The 16,523-nt window shown below is 66.6% G+C and carries 15 protein-coding genes and 1 pseudogene; 7 read left to right on the plus strand and 9 right to left on the minus strand.

Going from position 1 to position 16,523, the window contains the following annotated elements:
* Window positions 1–296 precede the first annotated feature (296 nt).
* The 4 genes from RKD05_RS17745 to RKD05_RS17760 all read right to left on the minus strand — a co-directional run bounded on the left by RKD05_RS17745 (window position 297) and on the right by RKD05_RS17760 (window position 4,673).
* Window positions 297–989 carry a ParA family protein gene (locus RKD05_RS17745; RefSeq protein ID WP_424711940.1) on the minus strand — a complete coding sequence of 231 codons (693 nt, stop codon included), beginning with the start codon at window positions 987–989 and terminating at the stop codon, window positions 297–299.
* A 545-nt stretch (window positions 990–1,534) separates the two neighbouring features.
* Window positions 1,535–1,747, minus strand: coding sequence for a hypothetical protein (locus RKD05_RS17750; RefSeq protein WP_424711942.1), 213 nt, complete (start codon window positions 1,745–1,747; stop codon window positions 1,535–1,537).
* Window positions 1,748–2,540: 793 nt separating this feature from the next.
* Window positions 2,541–2,993: a hypothetical protein gene (locus RKD05_RS17755; protein ID WP_424711943.1), complete on the minus strand. Its 453-nt coding sequence runs from the start codon at window positions 2,991–2,993 to the stop codon at window positions 2,541–2,543.
* A gap of 282 nt (window positions 2,994–3,275) precedes the next feature.
* Complete coding sequence (locus tag RKD05_RS17760; protein ID WP_424711945.1) at window positions 3,276–4,673, minus strand: ParB/RepB/Spo0J family partition protein; 1,398 nt, start codon at window positions 4,671–4,673, stop codon at window positions 3,276–3,278.
* 551 nt (window positions 4,674–5,224) lie between these two features.
* Here RKD05_RS17760 and RKD05_RS17765 point away from each other — a divergent pair.
* Window positions 5,225–5,422 (plus strand): hypothetical protein, encoded by a 198-nt coding sequence (locus RKD05_RS17765; protein ID WP_424711947.1) that lies wholly within the window; start codon window positions 5,225–5,227, stop codon window positions 5,420–5,422.
* Between the two features lie 241 nt (window positions 5,423–5,663).
* Here RKD05_RS17765 and RKD05_RS17770 read toward each other — a convergent pair whose 3' ends face one another.
* From RKD05_RS17770 to RKD05_RS17785, 4 genes are all read right to left on the minus strand, one after another.
* Window positions 5,664–6,197: a hypothetical protein gene (locus tag RKD05_RS17770; RefSeq protein ID WP_424711949.1), complete on the minus strand. Its 534-nt coding sequence runs from the start codon at window positions 6,195–6,197 to the stop codon at window positions 5,664–5,666.
* Window positions 6,198–6,397: 200 nt separating this feature from the next.
* Entirely contained in the window at window positions 6,398–8,341 is a 1,944-nt protein-coding gene (locus RKD05_RS17775) for a hypothetical protein (RefSeq protein ID WP_424711951.1), read from the minus strand.
* A 203-nt stretch (window positions 8,342–8,544) separates the two neighbouring features.
* Complete coding sequence (locus RKD05_RS17780) at window positions 8,545–8,757, minus strand: hypothetical protein (protein WP_424711952.1); 213 nt, start codon at window positions 8,755–8,757, stop codon at window positions 8,545–8,547.
* Window positions 8,758–9,103: 346 nt separating this feature from the next.
* A complete protein-coding gene (locus RKD05_RS17785; RefSeq protein WP_424711954.1) occupies window positions 9,104–9,424 on the minus strand; it encodes a hypothetical protein in 321 nt (106 codons plus the stop codon).
* Window positions 9,425–9,684: 260 nt separating this feature from the next.
* On the opposite strand from RKD05_RS17785, the gene RKD05_RS17790 reads away from it, so the two are divergent.
* The 4 genes and pseudogenes from RKD05_RS17790 to RKD05_RS17805 all read left to right on the plus strand — a co-directional run.
* Window positions 9,685–12,432 (plus strand): hypothetical protein, encoded by a 2,748-nt coding sequence (locus tag RKD05_RS17790; RefSeq protein ID WP_424711955.1) that lies wholly within the window; start codon window positions 9,685–9,687, stop codon window positions 12,430–12,432.
* Between the two features lie 190 nt (window positions 12,433–12,622).
* Window positions 12,623–13,174, plus strand: a complete 552-nt coding sequence (locus RKD05_RS17795; protein ID WP_424711957.1) for a hypothetical protein — start codon at window positions 12,623–12,625, stop codon at window positions 13,172–13,174.
* A gap of 80 nt (window positions 13,175–13,254) precedes the next feature.
* Window positions 13,255–14,385, plus strand: coding sequence for a hypothetical protein (locus RKD05_RS17800; protein WP_424711958.1), 1,131 nt, complete (start codon window positions 13,255–13,257; stop codon window positions 14,383–14,385).
* Window positions 14,376–14,777 (plus strand): annotated as a pseudogene (locus RKD05_RS17805) (DUF2637 domain-containing protein); the annotation flags it as partial. The gene RKD05_RS17800 and the pseudogene RKD05_RS17805, both read left to right, overlap by 10 nt.
* Window positions 14,778–14,957: 180 nt before the next feature.
* Here RKD05_RS17805 and RKD05_RS17810 read toward each other — a convergent pair.
* Window positions 14,958–15,158, minus strand: a complete 201-nt coding sequence (locus RKD05_RS17810) for a hypothetical protein (RefSeq protein WP_424711991.1) — start codon at window positions 15,156–15,158, stop codon at window positions 14,958–14,960.
* Here RKD05_RS17810 and RKD05_RS17815 point away from each other — a divergent pair.
* Together RKD05_RS17815 and RKD05_RS17820 are read left to right on the plus strand one after the other, a co-directional pair.
* Complete coding sequence (locus RKD05_RS17815) at window positions 15,157–15,897, plus strand: hypothetical protein (RefSeq protein ID WP_424711960.1); 741 nt, start codon at window positions 15,157–15,159, stop codon at window positions 15,895–15,897. The genes RKD05_RS17810 and RKD05_RS17815 overlap by 2 nt on opposite strands.
* Before the next feature lie 39 nt (window positions 15,898–15,936).
* Window positions 15,937–16,518, plus strand: a complete 582-nt coding sequence (locus RKD05_RS17820) for a M23 family metallopeptidase (RefSeq protein ID WP_424711962.1) — start codon at window positions 15,937–15,939, stop codon at window positions 16,516–16,518.
* The last annotated feature ends 5 nt before the right edge of the window (window positions 16,519–16,523 follow it).

A 16,523-nucleotide genomic window follows, 5' to 3' on the forward strand; every position in this document is an offset into this window, starting at 1 on the left:
CCCTGCCCCGGCGCGTGCCCGATTGAGTCGTCGCGAGATCTCTGTGAGCTCCTGATATTGGTCTGGCCGAATGCGCGTCTCCTTGCGTTCGAATGTCAGGTACGAGGGCGTGACATCGGGCGCAGCGGGCTTGTCAGTTCGGTTCTTTGGTGCTGCCTTCGCCGCCGGCGTGCGAGGCGCGGCGGGTGATGCGGACGGCGGCGGTTCGGGTGCCTCGATCTGAGATGAGGGGCGCGGATCTGCTGCGGTGAGGGTTGCGTCCCCCAGCAGGGACGAGAGGTCTCGTTGACGTGCCATTAGTTGGCCTCCACTCGGCTGGTTTCGTTGGCCCAGATCGACATCAGCTCCATCGCCACGTGGGTGTAGTCGTAGATGGCGTTCGAGTTCGCCCGTGTGTCCGGGTATTGGGTTACGACGCGTCCTTCCAGCGGTGCGTCCGCGTGTGCCGCGTAGAGACGGATGCACTGGCTGAACCGTGGGAGCTTGAGTTGCTCGTCAACGAGCCGCTCCCAGTCCTCGAGTTGCCCTGCGCGGCGCCGGTCGATCTTGCTCAGGAGCACGCGGTGGGCGATACCCCGAGGCGCGACGTGTTGGGTGACGGTTCGGAGCATCGGCGCGATGTTCAGCGGCTCGGGGTTGAGCGGGAGGATGACGAAGTCAGCGACGTCGAGGACGGCAGTCAAGACACTGGTGTCCTCGAGATTTCCCGGGGTGTCGATGATGATCGTGTCGTAGTCCAGCTGCCGCAGGCGCAGCAGGTGTCCTGGGTCGACGTCGGCAGCGAAGTCGAATGGGAGGTCCTCCCCCGCCCGGCCTGCCCACCAGGTCGTCGACTGCTGGGGGTCGACGTCGACGACGAGCACCCGGGAGTGTTTGGCCATAACGGCAGCCAGGTTCATGGTGGTGGTCGTCTTGCCGACGCCACCCTTCTGCCCAACGAGCGCGACGATACGCATGAAGCCGCTTCCCTTCCAGTTCAACTCACGCACTTACAGAGTAACAGATACCGGTACTTACGTAGTCCGGTACTACCGAGCTAACAGAGTTACGGTGAAGTCGACTGCGTAACTTACAGACTCCGAAACTACGGTTTAACCGAACTTTCTGAGTATATAACTCCCGAACTACGCAGGTTCGGAAGTTACAGACTTTGCCATAGACGAGGGTACCGCACATCCAAGCTTTGGTGGTAACAAAGTTCGGATGTGCGGTACTTACAGACTCTGTTTCTTACTGGATGACAGGGTGTGCCGCCGGTGACTGGATGCTGTCGTCAGAGGAGGGTGGCGGTTCTGCCTCGCCCAGGAGTGTGTAGCCGTCGGTGGGGCGGTCTCGGAGGTCTCGGACGCATTCCACGTACTCCCAGCTCATCGTGCGTTGCTCGAAAGGGCTGCACTCGGCTCCAAAGATGTCACCGTGTTCCTGCTGGATCCAGAGGACCGCGAGCTCGAGGTTGATGCTGGCGATCAATGTGCCTAGGGAGTGGTGAGGGTGAGCATGGTGAGGGTTGTCCTGTTCTTAGGAGCGCCAGGAATCAGCTGGTCTGACGCGTGAGGGTGTCGATGAAGAGCACGTGATCGTCGCCGGGGACGCTGGTGGTGTTCATCAGCACGTACCCGAGACGCGCGTAGGAAGCGAGTTCACGGGCGCGGTCGGCGACCTGGCGGCTTTGCACGTAGGCGGCGTGTGTGGTCACCATGCTCTGGACGATCTCGATGTGGTTGGGGGTGTGGGTGGTGGTGTTCATGGGTCACTCTCCCTCTCGTTGTTTTCCCGGGAAGGCACGTAGTGCCGCGGAGGGAGAGCGGGCGGAATGCAACCCGGAGGGCGGCGAGGGAGAGAGTTTCGGCGCGAAATAAGGGAACGCAGCGCAGCGGAGTAACCGCGTGCCGAGAGTCTCGGGGGAGCCGGCCCCCGCCGCAGGCGGGGGCTTGCGTGGAGCCCGATCGACCGGATGCTGCCGAAGGCTTCCCGGCGAAACAACGCGCCGTCAGGCGCTTGGATGTCGGTCGGCTCCGTCCGACCGTCCTCAGTCGGCGACGGCTTCGTGGCCAGCTCCATCTGTGGACGGGCGATGTTCTCACGGGTGCGGGAAGGGGGGGCAAGCGCCGCGGGCGGGGCCCGGTCCACGGCCCATAAATAGTGGCGGGCGTAGTCTCTGCCTATGCAATACCGGATAGTTGACCCGCTGAGCGCCGTCGGAACACCTTCTGAAGAGAGAGCCGACTACAGAGTGCGCGCTTGGAGCGAGCCGATAGCACCGGGCGCATCATGGCGCGTGGACGAGTGGGATGTCACAGGAGTGGATTCAGTGACAGACGTACTCGCCTGGGCGGATCAGCTCAGCGTTCACTCTTATGAGGTTTTCGTGCGATATGAAGACCACGCTCTCGAAGCACGCGGAAACTGGGTAACCGTTGTCCGGTACGCGCGGGTACACGGGGCCCCGGCAGATGACGGCGGAACGTCCGAGACAGTGATTCTCACACGCAAGTGAGGCGCGGAACCATAACTCGTATTCCGCGCCTCAAGCCTGCTGGCTACTTTCCGGAAGCTTCGATGGGGACCGTGACCGTTAGCCCATCCAACTCAGTCCCGGTGGCAACACGATTGGCACCATTGGTGCATTTTCCGCTCACCCATGGGGAGTAGATCGTGTTCGACGCGTATGCCGGGTCAACACCCGGCGGGGCTTGCAGCACGTACTCGATACGGAGTCTGAAGAACAAGCCCGATTCCCCGGCCGAACATGAGGTCGCGGCGTTTGCTTGGGTCCCCTTCACACCGAAGTAGTCGCTGGTGGTTCCCGTCCAGGACGCACCATCCGCACGTTCGAGCACGGCACGGAGGTAAATCTCGTTCATGACGACGCTGCACGCAACTGTGCCTTGAGCGTTGATGGTTCCATTCACATGTGTGGAAGGGTGCGGATTGTTCGCCTTGATGGTGCATTCCCCGATGACGTACGCATTCGCTGGCGTGGCCACCGCCACTGATCCACCTGCGACGAGCAGTCCCGCAAAAATCGACGCCAGGAGACGGCGTCGTACTTGTCCGCGCATAAGTTGCCCCCAAATCTTGGGAACCTCGTGTGAGGTTCCAGTTCAATGATTCAACCTGAGACGGCCAATGCACCGCTGTCCCCTCTTCGGCGGACACCAGCACGGCTGGCCGCCGCCGATGGCTGGCTGTGTTTCGGCCCGGCGGCGGCTCATAGCCGGGAAGGGGGCCGTTTGTTCCGGTCCCTCCGGGTGCCAGTCGCCCTGTTCTGTCCGCTATTCCTCGTTGTTCTCGTCCGTCTGGTCGGTCGTCACGTTCGTCGTCTTCGCGTCGATGGTGCTTATGACGATCTGCTCGACGTCGCTGAGGGCGTAGCCCCATGCGGCAAGGCGGCGGAAGTAGAGCGCATCGCGCTCGGTCGGGTAACGCCATGTCTGCTTGCCGATGCTGTCCTCGATCCCGCCGAGAACGATCGCGAGGGTGACGTGTGCAGCCTTGGCGGGGGTGCGCTCGACTAGGGGAGCGAGGTTGTCCCGCCCATACAATCCCCGCTCGATGCCGAGGAGGTCGTGTGCGCGGCCGTTGCCGTTCTGTACGGCGTGGCCAACGGTGGTGTGCTCGGTGGTCAGCGCGGTCGCGACGACCACGGCGGCATCCTTGGGGAGCGTCTTTCGAGCCAGGAACGTGGTCAGCCACTCGCGGCGCACGGTCTCGGCCGACGCCCACGCCTTGTTGTTGGCGATGAGGGCGCGCCGTTCGGCCTTCTGCTCGTCAGTCATCGGGCCGCCGGTGTGGCCGGAGGCGTTCACCTTGCGCAGTCCCGCCGCCTTCGGGTCGCGGATGTAATAAACCGGGTGGATGTCGCCGTTCCAGGTGACTTTGACGTAGACGCAGCGGCCCTCGACGTTCTCGATGTGCTCGACGGTGGCTCGCTCGCCCTCCGCGGTGACAAGCTCGGTGAGACGCGCGAGGTCGGTTTCGTAGTACCCGCGGTCACGGTCGAGGATTTCCCACCCGGCTTCGGCCAACTCGGCTTCCTTCTGAGCCTTCGCCCGTGCGCGGGCGCGATCGTCGCGTGCTCGCTGCGCGGCGTGGGCGAACTGTCCAGGATTGCCGAGCGCCGTGGCGATCAGGTTGTCGCGGGTGTCCTCGTCATCCTCGAACTCGATGAGAACAGCGGCCTGGTCGAGCGTGAGGGGGTATTCGTTGATCGCGGATGCCGCGGTGGGGTTCTCGGCCACAGCGATCGCGGTCTTGACCTCCTTGGCCTTCGTGCCGGTGCGCTTGGCGATCGCGGTCACGCTCATGCCCTCGAACGCGAGTTGCTGGAACGCCGCGGCGCGGTCGGAGGCGGTCAGGCCGTCGCGGTGGTCGTTCTCGGCCATCTGGCGGATGATGCGCTCCACGGTGGAGTCGTCGCCCTCGACGATGTACACCGGGATCGACGCTGCCCCGGCTTCTCGGGCGCCGAGGGTGCGACGCTGCCCCATGCGGACGAGGACGTTGCCCTGCTCGTCGCGGCTCGCGACGACGGGTACGAGGACACCGTTCTCGCGGATGCTCTGCACGAACCCTGGGTCGATGCCCGCGCTGGGGCGCACGTTGACGTCGATGACGAGAGTCGTCGGGTCGAGGTGCTCGATGGTGCCGAGGCTGTGGGTGGTGGTGGTCATGGGTTTCTCTCTCTCCCTAATCGTTTTTTGCCGAGAAGGCACGAATGTGCCTTGCGGCCGGAGAGCGGAACGTCAACCCGAAGGGCGGGGGAGGAGAGAATTTCGGCGCGAAATAAGGGAGCGTCAGCGACCGCGTGCCGAAAATCTCGGGGGAGCCGGCCCCCGCCGCGGCGGGGGCTTGCGTGCAGCTCGGAGGCTGCAACGACCGGAGCGCGCAGCGCGGAGGGAGCTGCCGAAGGCTTCACGGCGAAAAACGCACCCCGGAGGGGTGCGGGGCTGTGCCGGCATCGCCGGCGCCGCTGGGGGAGGGCCGTAGGCCCGCCCCTGGGGGTGCTCGAGGGGCACAGCCCCTCATAGGTCGGGTCAGCAGGGCGCGGGTGTCGTCCACACTGTGTGCGGGCGAGCCGGGCGGGAGCTCGGCCGTGCACATTGTGGGCGCACACCCGCTCCACTTCCACGGCCTCCGTCCCCGACGACGGGTGCATTCACCCGGAACCGTGCGGGGCGGTCTGCAGGGTTGAGGCTTCGTTGGCGTGGATACGGTCAAGAGCATGTGGTCAGCGCGCTCGTACGTTCTCAGCGGAATCCTGTTCCTCCTCGCGGCCGGGACTGTTCTTCTGTCTCTCCAGCTGGTGTGGTGGTCGATCGTGACCGCGGTGCTCCTCCTGGTGGCGTCGCTGTTGTTCTTCGGTCGCGCGGTCCTCGAAGTCCGCGCGAAGAGACTCGACGGGCACGTCGAGGAGGCCTGAGGAGCGTCGAGGACGTCGACGGCCATCACCGGGTGTGGATAACGCCCGCGGCCGAGGCCGCGGCATCCGTACGCTGCGGCCATGACTGACGTCGACGAGTGGGACGGGTGGCCGCCACGCTGCCCGACGTGTTTGGGCGCATGTGAACCCGCCGGGGCGGGCCGACACGTGTTCTGGCGATGCCGGAGCTGCAGCCAGCCGGTCATCGTGGGCGTGGGAGAGGGCTCCCAGAGCACTTCAGCTAGTAGGTGACGGGGGCGTTGTACATCAGTTGCTCTAGATCGGGCACGAGCTGGATGACGCTCTCCCGATCGGGAAGATCCCTCTCGGCATAGGTTCCCCCACCTGCTGGAAGCACGATCCGAAACTGCCCGTCGCCGATGCCCATGATCTCGAGGTAACGACCCGGGGTGTCGTGATGTGGTCCCCAGCGCCAGGCGTCGAAGATGAAATCACGTGAGGGAAACTCCTCGAGCCATCGCCTGTATGACCACCATCCGCGGCTTCGAAGGTAAACATCGAGCGCGTCATCGTAGGGCGGAGCGGGGGCAGCGGGTTCGGCTCGGAACGCAGGGAGCAGCGAGCGGGCTCGTGGAAGAAGATCGGCGTCGGATGCGCGTTCCAGCCGCGGTCCGGTGTACCTCTCCCACCTGCGCACGAGGGAGCCGAAAGTGGGTGCCGCGTGCAAGAATCCGCGCGTGGGTATAACGGACTCGTCGCCCGTGTAAAGCGCTTCTACATAGACCCGATCAGTGAGTATCTGAACGATGGTCACCCGCGCTTGCGACACGAAAGACCAGGTGTCGTTCGTGTCGGGTGCTCCGTCGTCCAGGCTTAGCCATCCGCGCTCTCGGAAGATGCTCGCCGCGACGTCTCGCAGGTGGGGAGTTGCAGGTTCACTCATACGTTGAACTCAACTACGTCGAGCCGACACACAGACCCACACGTTGAGCCGCTCGCCACGGGTGAGGAGCTCTAAGAGGCCTCAAGCTCCTGAGCGGGTAGGAGCGCACCTGCGCGAACGAGAGCGGCAGCTTGTCGATGGTCCGGGCGCCCGTCCGGACCTCGTGGGTACCGGGCGTAGTCAGGTCGATCGTTCTGGGGGAACAGGGCCACTCCGGTGGCGTGGCGGCGACCGCGGCGTTTCTTACGGCGTTTGCGCATCCATGCGACCTCGGCGCTCCACCAGGCCCAGCGGCCGCGTTCCTCCTCATACCGGGCGCGGCGCTCGGCCAGGTAGCCGGCAGCGCCGATCGCGGCCGCGACGTCGTCGGGTGCCGTGGGGTTGAAGGAGCGAGCCCACCCGTCGTCGACGCGGAGTGCGAGCCCGTGGGAGGAGAGGCGGTGGAGCATCTTGCGGGCGCGGGCGGGGTCTAGGCCTGTGGCTAGGCAGACGTCGTTCACCGTGGCGAGAGCGTCGGGGTGGAGGTGGAGGTACACAAGTCCCGCAGTGCGGCCCAGGCTCGCGGGGGCCGTGAAGACATCGTGTGCAAGGGGGCGGAGCGCGTTGTGCAGATGGGTCATCCAGGGGGAGCGGGTGGAGGCCGGAGGGCGTGCAAGCACTTGTGTCCGGTTTGGGTCCGAGTTCTCTGTGGAGAACTTTTGGGAGAGTCGGTAGCGCTGTCCGTGCGGAGGGGTGGGCTCTCCCACGCGGACGATCCATGCCGATTCGGGGTCGCCGTCGACGAGGGGGGTTGCGAGGGTGCGGAGGGCTGTGGCCACGGTGGTGCGGCCGTACCCGGTGTCGGCGGAGAGTCGGCGTACATCGGCTTCGACGACGTGCGCGACGGCTTGGAGGAGGTAGAGGCAGAGGGCGTCGAGGACGGCGCGGGTGCTGTGGGTGCCAGTGCGTGTACGTGCGGCGCTGGAGGCCCTGTCCGCGCCCCAGAGCCCAGGGAGCGTGTCGGCACGTTCCTGGGCGCGTTGTACGGCTTCGACGACGGCGGCTTGCCGTGGGAGGAAGTCGGGGTCGGTGCCGTCGCGGTCGATGGGGTTCGCTGCGACGTAGCGGACGGCGAGTTTCCAGGCGCCGTCGAGGACGCGCTGCCTGTTCGATTCGCTCCGGGGGGTTCGGCGGCCGCCGGCGCGGCTGCGGGCGGTGCGGACGTGTTCGAAGGCGGGGGAGTGGTCGACGAGCTCGGCGACGTCGTCGTAGCGCCAGCGGGCTTGTGCGCATCCGGCGAGGACGGTGGCGAGGGTGTAGGACGCGTCGGGGCCGGGCTCGGCGTCTAGGAGCATGGTCAGCCGCGGGCTGAGGGGTCGTTTGGCGCCCTCGAGGTAGGGGTGGCCGGCGGCGTCGAGGCGTTCTCCGCGCGGGGGTGCGGAGTTAGGGACGGGGATCTCGGCGCCGAGGTCGTGAAGAAGATCTTGCAGCTGGCGGAGATGGTCGGGGTCAACCGCGCGTTCGGTGAGGGTGCGGAGGGGGCCTTGGGGCTCGGAAATGCCGCCGTTTCGGTGGGGGGAGAGCGGGGGACGGAGGCAGCCAGTGGCGGGATTGGACAGCGGCTTGATGTCCAGGGAGGGGAGCAGTGATGCGGTCAGCTGCGCGATTGCCTTGACCTGGGCTGCCTCGGCGGGCTCGCTCAGGGCGAGCCATACGTGGCGGCCGCCGCTGGGGCCAGAGATGCAGATCAGGTGGTCGATGTTGAGCTCGTCGAGCCAGTGGGAGAGGCGGCCGGCGTCGTAGGCGGCGTTGCCTCGGGACGCATCGAAGTCGAAGGGGAGGTAGTCGTACCGCTGGCGATCACGGGAAAGGTACATGGCCCAGACGCTCTGCGGGGCCACGGCGACCGTCTCGTGTTCGTGGTCGTAGTCGTTCGTGATCTCGCCGGCGACGGTGCGGGCCGCGGCGCGTACATGCGCGCGCGGAGTGATCGCACGCGTGAACTCCCATGCGTCCGCAGCCGAATGCTGCGACACGCCCGGGAAATTGGTGCGCGGCGCTACCGATTTCGGGGGTCGACGAGTTACGATGTCGTCGTGTCCTTCCTGGTAGGGGAGGGTATGACAAAGGCCGGGTTCTTCCCGGTGTGTGGTGCATCAGCTTCGAGTCGTGAGTTTGGCGACCTGGACTCGTCGCTTTGAATCTTGAGGGGCCCGTCGATACGGCGGGCCCTCTTCATTTATGCGGCGGCGGTGTCGGAGCGCACCTCCACGTCGAACTCAAGCGGCTGAGGTGCCGCGACGGGCTTGGGTACGAGCGGGAGTCCACCCTTGTCCTCGAACACTGCTGCCAGTGCCTCGAGGTAGTAGCTCATCGAGACGCCGCTTTCGCGGGCCGCGGTACGGTAAGCGTCGAGCGCCCGCTCGGGGACGCGACCCTGCAGCAATGGCATGTCCTGAACGCGGACGCCATACTCCCGGCTTCGTGTTGTACCCATGGCGCCCATCATGAACGTGCATACGTATTGACGGCCCGTGACACGCCGCCGCCGCCGCGTTAACACCCGGAAAATCACGACCCAAGCCTCGTCGGCTTGAGCGAGTGCGTCACACAGACGCGGTGCACGAGCCATGTATTCGCGCTGGGCCACGTTCGTGGCGGAAGCGATCTCGGCTCGGCAGGAAGCCTTGGATTTCCGCGCCGACTGCGGGTGAGAACCGGGCGAAGACGCCATGTCCGCCAGTCGGGGGACATGGCCGATTCGGCAGATGAATCCAGCCCGTTGGCCGTGGCCAGCGTCACTCGCTCAGATAGCCGAGCAGCAAACCGAGATCTCGACTGAAGAGCGTCCCATCGAAGATGAACGTTGCGCCCCGGCCCTCCCCTGTCACCGCGACGTAGCCAAGGTCGGCGAGATTGGTCAGTTCCTTGCGGACGCTCTCGTAGTTGAGACCCGTGCCTTCGGCAATCTCATGGCGCGTGGATCTGGGGTTTCTTCGTAGATACCGTGCTGTCTCGATCCGATTGACCGTGCTGATGACGCGCTGCGCGCGGACCGCGCCGTCGGGCATCTCCGCCCGGGCACCTGTCAATCGCGGCATTGCCCCATTCTCAGCCATGCGCATGGTTTCTCCCTCACCTCACACCGTTCAGCCACTCATGCCCGAATGCGTAGCGTAGTTAAAGTACGCTACATGTAGCGTCCAGGTCGAGTCACCCACACATTCGCGGGGCGTTATGTACGGCTACCCGCGAGGTGTCGACTCTGATGACTCGCGGGTGCCACCTCAGAACCCGAGAACGGAGATTGCGCATGCAGACAGAGACCACACCCCCACCTGGTGGGAGGACCCTCGTTCGATGGCGAGGATGGAGCGGAGTGCCCTCGCGCGGTCACACACGGTTGTCGGCCGCGGTGCTGGCTGTGGCTCTCGTGGCCACTGGTGGGGTCGCCGCGGCGGTACCTGCGGAGGCGGCTACGGGTGGCACTGGGTGGGGCACGTTCGGCAGTAGGGCCAGCAAATATGCGGGCACGTTCACCGAGAACGGCATCCACATCGTGTGTGGGCAGCCGGGGGCCGACTACCCGACCGGGGCACTCAACGACGCCGGGTACTGGGACAACTACAACGGCATCACGGGCGACAAACTCGCGGGCATCAACCGGGTGCTCTCGGAGAACCTCGACACGACAGACCGGAACACGGCTGCGGCACTCGAGTACGCCGTAGCGCGCACCGTGGATCCCACCGCCGCGCTGAATGCCTTCGATGGCAGCCGGCAGAGCAGCTACAACGCGGTCATCAACTACGACCTGTACAGCACGGTGGGTAGCAGCAACGTCAAGGAGATCCAGCGCATTGCGAACGATCTGACCAACACCATCAACACCACGACTGCCGGCAGCGGTAGGACCGGATCAGGCCAGCTGAATTTCGCACTCAACCCGAAGAACCATTACGTCGGCACGGTCGAGATGGATGGCACCCCCGGGTCCACGGGATCGATCACTCTCGACCACGGCGTGTTCGAGGACACCGGCCTGAACACCCGCGACAACGTGCAGGAAGGCGCCGCCTACGGCGTGCGAGGGGTCCCGGACGAGAGCGGGGTGTTCTACAAGATCACCGGTCAGGGCCGGTTCACACCCCCCGGCCAGGAGGGTTACGCGCCCAACGTGCATGTCTGGACGCCGACCGTGGCCGGACAGCAACGGTCCCTCTCAGCGGGGGAGAAGGCGAGCCCTCAGCCCTTCGATGTGACGGGATTTGATCCAGCAGACCGCACGACCGTCTTTCAGCCGACTCTCTCAACTACCGCACAGGCATTCGTCCAGAAGGGGGCGGCCTTCGCGGACACCGTGAGGTTCTCAACCACCTCCGATGGAGCGGGACTCAACAATCCCTGGTATCGATCGCCCGCGACGGGGAAAGCGCTTCCGATCACGGCCGAGGGGACGGTCTATGGACCGTTCGCTGAGCCAGCTGACGCTCCCAGCGACACGGTTCCCGCAGAAGCGCCGATCGCCGGGCACCTGCAGGTGACGACTGGTGACGCGGGTCCGGATATCGAGTACACAGCGACGAGCACAGAGACAGCACGTACGGCTGGCTACTACTACTACGTCTGGACGATCGCCGCCGCCACCCAGACGGCCGTCGGCAAGAAGTATCTCCCCAGCGACTACGTGTTCACGGATAAGTTCGGGCTTTCTGGTGAGCAGTCAGTGACGCCGATGCGGGTGTCGGCGGCGACGCAGGTTGCGGCGCCGGTGGTGCCGCTGAGTGGTGTGCCGGTGGATGCCGCGCAGGTCACGACGGACGGGTTCTGGTTGAAGGACGCGGACGGGTCGAACCTGCCAGTAACGGTTCGGTGGGACGCGTTCCTGGACCCGCGCGAGTCGGGCATCACACAGGTGAAGGTCGATGACAAGCCGGCCGACGCGGTCCTTCTGGGTTCGACGACGCAGACGGTCACGGGCGCGGGTCTTGCGAAGACTCCCGAGGGCGACGCACTCGGGTTCACGGTGCCGGCGTCGGGGAAGGGTTCGATCGTGTGGGTCGCGAGCGTGCGCGACGCGGACCAGGGCGCGAACGCGGACCACATCGAGGAGTGGTCGGACGACTACGGTGTGCCGACGGAGATCCAGCTGATCGGTCAGCCGACCGTGGCCACGAAGGCCACAACGAGCGCTCAGAAGGGCGCCCAGATCACGGACACCGCGACGGTGGGTGGAGTCATGCCCGCGACGGGCGCGCAGCTGACGTTCGAGGCGTATCAGGTGCCGATGAAGCAGGATGCGAACGGGGTGTGGCAGCGCGACGTCCCGGGTGGCGATGTGTCGAAGGTCTGCGACGACCCGAACAACCGGGTGTTCAGCAACATCGGGCGGGGCGCGAAGATCGCGGTGACCGGGATCTACACGAGCCCGACTGTGACGGCATCCGAGCACGGCACGTTCCTGTGGGTGGAGTCGCTGTGGTCGATCCCGACCACGCCCGGTGAGCAGCCGCAGCTGATCAGCCGTGGTGAGTGCGGTGTCCCGGACGAGACGACGGTCGTGCTGGATGTGTCGACCAAGGCGTCCGCGGTCGACGGCTCCAACCCGGTCACCCCCGGGACGGGCATCCAGGACACCGCGTCGATCATCGGGGCCGTCCCGGAGGGCGCGACGGTGACGTTCGAGGCGTTCCGCGGCGAGTCGGGGAACCCGGTGTGCAGCCCGGCCACGCTGGTGTGGACGTCGACGACGGCCACGCTGACGGCGGGGTACTTCACGGAGAGCCAGCCTCAGCAGCCGGTCTCGGGGGCGTTCACGCCGGACGCGACGTCGACGACCACGCAGGTCTGGTTCGTCGAGACGGTCCGTGACCACAACGGACAGACGATCGCGAAGGGCGACTGTGGAGTCCCGGACGAGACCCTGACCTTGGCTCCGAAGCCGACGCCCCCGGGGTCGACGACGGGCACGCCGGGATCCCCGCAGGCTCTCGCGGTCACCGGTTTCGACGGGGGATCGATGGGGCCGTGGATCGCGGCCGCCTCGTTCGGGGTGCTGGTCGGACTGGCCCTGATCGGTGTGCAGCTCGTTCGTCGACGTCGCTCGTCGACCGAGCCTTCGGCCTGATCCTTCGTCCGGAAGGGCTCTGGTGAGGGAACGACGTCGTCGTCCCTCCCAGAGCCCCCGGAGCCACCCGGACGGGCGGCACCTCTGAACCGCTCCGCTGTCGAGCAGCTTGCCGGCACGACGACAGCAGGAGCATCCACGCCGGGCGGGCTACGGCCCGCCCGGCACCATCAGCCTACGGAGACCCCCGATGAGCACACCCGTACGGGAGCGCGTGGATTCGTTCGCACGCGTGGTTGCCCCCTCGATCCTGCGCCTGGCGCTGTGCGACGACGGCGCCAACCTTCTGGCCAACCTGACACCCCTCGACACCCCGGGTCGGCGGTGGGGGAGCATCGTGCTTCCTCTGGAACGGCAGATCGCGCTCCTTCAGCGCGACCGAACTGATCTGGTCGAGATCGCCCGCGGCCGCGGGGAACACGAGCTGGCGGGAACGGCCGTCGACGAGGGCGCGTTCGTCAGCGCGCATCTAGCGAACATCGACACTGAGGCCGATCTGATCGCCCGTTCCGTCCGCGGCGGCGTCGGCGCCGCGATCGCGAGAACCGCCCGCCTCGCATCTGTCGTGGCTGCACTGTCTGCTGCCGCGACGGGCGTGTCCGGGCAGACCTCGATCTGGGCGATCAATGCGCAGCTTGCTCCGTTCACCCGTTCCACGGCCCGATTGGCCGGTACGGAGGGCGGGAACCCGATCGAGAACCTCGTTTCGGCATACCTGGCCGCGAAGGAAGTATCAGCATGAGAACCACACACATCCCCTCCGAAACCGCACCCTCGCCGCGCTGGCGGGCAATCCTGCGAAGCCGGTGGACGCTCTGGGCATTGATCGGTGCCCTCGTCGCCGTTGTCATCGCCGCCGGGGTCATCATCCCGCTCGTGATCGCGGATCACGAGCACGCGGCCGCGGTCGATGACTACACCGCCGCGCAGGAGCAAGCAGCCGCCGCGGCGGACGACCTCGCGTCCGCAGCCGCGGCGCGCGCGACCGCAGCGGATGCGGGCACGGCCGACGTCACCGCACTGAACGAGGTCCTCGAGGCGCTGCCCGCAGAACTCGTCGACCCGGCGACTACGCGCGACGCCGCCGCCGCGGCCGCGGCCACGATCCAGACCGCCGTGACCGCCTCCGAAGACGACTCGACCGCGTACGCGGCCGACCCGGTCGACATCGACGTGACGACGGCGACCACCGCGGACCTGACGGATGCCGCAGCGCAGGAGCGTGCGCGGGCGGATGCGCTGCGAGCGGCGCGGGAAACGATCCAGAGTCGGGCGGACGCGATCACGACGGCACGAGCGGACGCGGGCGCTCCTCTGGCTGCGTTGGTCACTGCGGCAGTCGCGAAAGCTCCTGGCATCTCGATCGATCGGGCGGGGGATGCCGAGCGTGCGGCCGTCGCGAAGGCGCTGGACGCGTTGCGTCCGGACGCGGCATCCGTGGATGCCGCGGTCACCGACGTCCTGGGACTCGTGAAGACCTATGCGGCCGCCGTGGCGGCAGCGCGCTCGTCTCATGACGCGGCCATCGCCGCAGAGCAGGAAGCCCAGCGCCGGGCCCAGGAGAACACGGACACCGGGGCGTCCGGCGGTAGTAACTCGAGCGGCGGCGGAAGCAGCTCAAGCCGCGGGTCCAACGGCGGCAGCTCGAACGGGGGCGGCGGCAGCAACAGCGCCGGCAGCGGGAACAGCGGGGGTTCGAGCAGCGGATCTTCAAACGGTTCCGGCTCGGGCAACAGTGGCTCTTCCGGCGGGAGCGGTAGTTCCGGGGGCGGCGCCAGCGGGCCGGCGTGGTCGCCGATCAAGCTCGTGACAGACGGTAGCTGCGTCGACTATCCGAACAGTGGGCAGTCCGCTTCCTACGGCTCGACCCTCTACATGCCAGCCGACGCGGCGTGGCATGAGACGTACGAGATCCCCGGTTACGGCTGGGGGGTTCGTTGGTCATGCTTCTGAATGACCACCGGTCGCGTAGAGACGCGTCTCGGTGGCTGTGGCGAGTCGCGTTTGCGGGGGTCACGGGTCTGGGCGGGTGCGCGTTTGCTCTGTCGTTCTCGGCGCTGCGTGACCTCGCGGTCAGGTCGGGAATCGATCCGGGACTCGCCTACATGTGGCCGCTGATCGTGGATGGGTTCATCGTGGTCGCGACAGCCGCGGCGTTCGCGCTTCGGGGCCAGGGCGCCCGCGTGACCTGGTATCCATGGGCTGCCCTCGTGGTCTTTTCCGCTGTGTCCGTGTGTGGGAATGCTCTGCACGCTCAGGCTCGGGCGACGGATGTCGCGACGTGGGTGTCGACGATCGTCTCCGCGGTACCCGCGGTTGCTCTCCTGCTGGCGTCGCATCTGATGACGGTCATGGCGGAGAACAGCCGCACGGCGCCCGCCCCCCTTGTAAATGTGACGGCGCCCGACCGCACCACGCCGGATCCCATCCACAGCCCCACGGACGCAGTACCCGCACCGGCGGCCGAGCGCGGGCGCGGGGATGCGCGGCCTCCAGGAGCGCCGGCTGGCCCGAACGCGGCCAGCTCACTTGTCGACCAGCTGCGCCAACGCGCCGTAGCGGGCGAACCGATCACGGCTGCGCTGATCGCCGAGCTGCAGGGCGTGTCGGTGCGCACCGGTCGTCGACGACTGGAGGCGGTGCGCCGTGAGGCTCCCGACCTGTTCGACACCCCCGAAGACCTGATGACAGAGCACGCCGCAGAGAGACAAGAAGGAGCAGTACATGCGTAGCAGAGGAAAGTGGGCGATCGTCATCGCGATCGTCGCCGGTGGTGTCCTGGTGGTCGGCGGGCTCGGCTGGATCGTCGGGGCCGTGATTACGCGCCCGGAATCCTCGGCGCCGGAGGGCACCGTCGCCGCACCATCCCAGACGGCACCGGGAGCGGATACGCCCGGGCATTCGTCGACGGTGGTGGATGAGTCGTTCCGTGCGCTGGGGATGCTGCCGGAGCCGATCACCCAGGATCCGGCGGTCTATGGCGCGGTCGCGATCCTCGCACCGGCCACGTTCGACACCACCAAGACCACGCGGGAGCAGTTCCTCAACCGTATGTACACGTGGATGTCTCCGATGCCCCGTGGCGAAGGACAGACCTCCTGGACCGCCGAGGACCGCGCTCAGGACCTCGACAGCTCGAAAACGGTGCTGGCGACGCAGGTGGTGTACCCGAGGCGTGAGTGGGACACCCTCGCCGAACAGAAGGGGCGGTCTGTCGCCACCCTCGAGGGAGCGGTGACGGTGGAAGGCAACCTCCGCTATGACCCGTCTGGGACGAAGTACGGAATCTCCGGCCGGGTGAAGGTCACGTACACGGCGCAGGGGCCGAATGGGGAGTACTCCTGGGACGACACCGTCGACGTGCAGCTGCTCATCTCGTGCGGGCCGGGGTCGGAGAGCGACCCGGCGCCGAACACCGCACAACGCACGGGCGACTGCAAGGTCGGGCATTGGGTGGGGCGGTGAGCGGTGGCCGTCGGAGCTGGGCGTATCGCCGTTGCCGCCTTGAACAGTCGCCTCGGTCGGCGGACCCTGCTCACCGCGGGAGGGGTCGCCGCCGTTACGGCCGCCGCGGCGCTGTCCCCGGTCGTCGGATTCGCCGCGGTGCTGCTCACACCTCCGACCGGGCAGAACCCAACCCCGGGTCCGTCGAATCCGGTCCTGTCCGGAGGGTGGACTACGCCACTCGTCGGTGACTACTACAAGGGCCGCGGGTTCGGTTACAACCCGGTCGACGGGTGCGGCTACTGCTCGGTCAACCACCAGGGCTACGACATGTCCCAGGGCTGCGGGACCGTCATCCACGCGGCAGGTCCCGGAACGGTGATCGTCGCCGAGGAGTACCAGGGCTATGGAAACGCGGTGCTCATCGACCACGGCCAGGACGTGGTGACCCTCTACGGCCACATGCAGTGGGGGTCCCTACGGGTCACCCGGGGGCAGCAGATCACTGCCGGCACCCCTCTGGGCGCGGAGGGCAACACAGGCAAGTCCTTCGGCTGCCACCTGCATTTCGAAGTGCGGATCGGCGGCAACCCCACCGATCCCGAACCCTTTATGGCCGCACGCGGCCTTCACCTGAAATGACGAAA

Source organism: Microbacterium sp. SLBN-111, from assembly GCF_049739645.1.
GTDB lineage: Bacteria > Actinomycetota > Actinomycetes > Actinomycetales > Microbacteriaceae > Microbacterium.

Excerpts from the sequence above, each read along its gene's own strand:
- RKD05_RS17760 (WP_424711945.1), bottom strand. The coding sequence starts at position 4,673 with ATGACCACCACCACCCACAGCCTCGGCACCATCGAGCACCTCGACCCG.
- RKD05_RS17795 (WP_424711957.1), top strand. The coding sequence starts at position 12,623 with ATGAGCACACCCGTACGGGAGCGCGTGGATTCGTTCGCACGCGTGGTT.
- RKD05_RS17750 (WP_424711942.1), bottom strand. The coding sequence starts at position 1,747 with ATGAACACCACCACCCACACCCCCAACCACATCGAGATCGTCCAGAGC.
- RKD05_RS17765 (WP_424711947.1), top strand. The coding sequence starts at position 5,225 with ATGTGGTCAGCGCGCTCGTACGTTCTCAGCGGAATCCTGTTCCTCCTC.
- RKD05_RS17810 (WP_424711991.1), bottom strand. The coding sequence starts at position 15,158 with ATGTACTGCTCCTTCTTGTCTCTCTGCGGCGTGCTCTGTCATCAGGTC.
- RKD05_RS17780 (WP_424711952.1), bottom strand. The coding sequence starts at position 8,757 with ATGCCATTGCTGCAGGGTCGCGTCCCCGAGCGGGCGCTCGACGCTTAC.
- RKD05_RS17815 (WP_424711960.1), top strand. The coding sequence starts at position 15,157 with ATGCGTAGCAGAGGAAAGTGGGCGATCGTCATCGCGATCGTCGCCGGT.
- RKD05_RS17785 (WP_424711954.1), bottom strand. The coding sequence starts at position 9,424 with ATGGCTGAGAATGGGGCAATGCCGCGATTGACAGGTGCCCGGGCGGAG.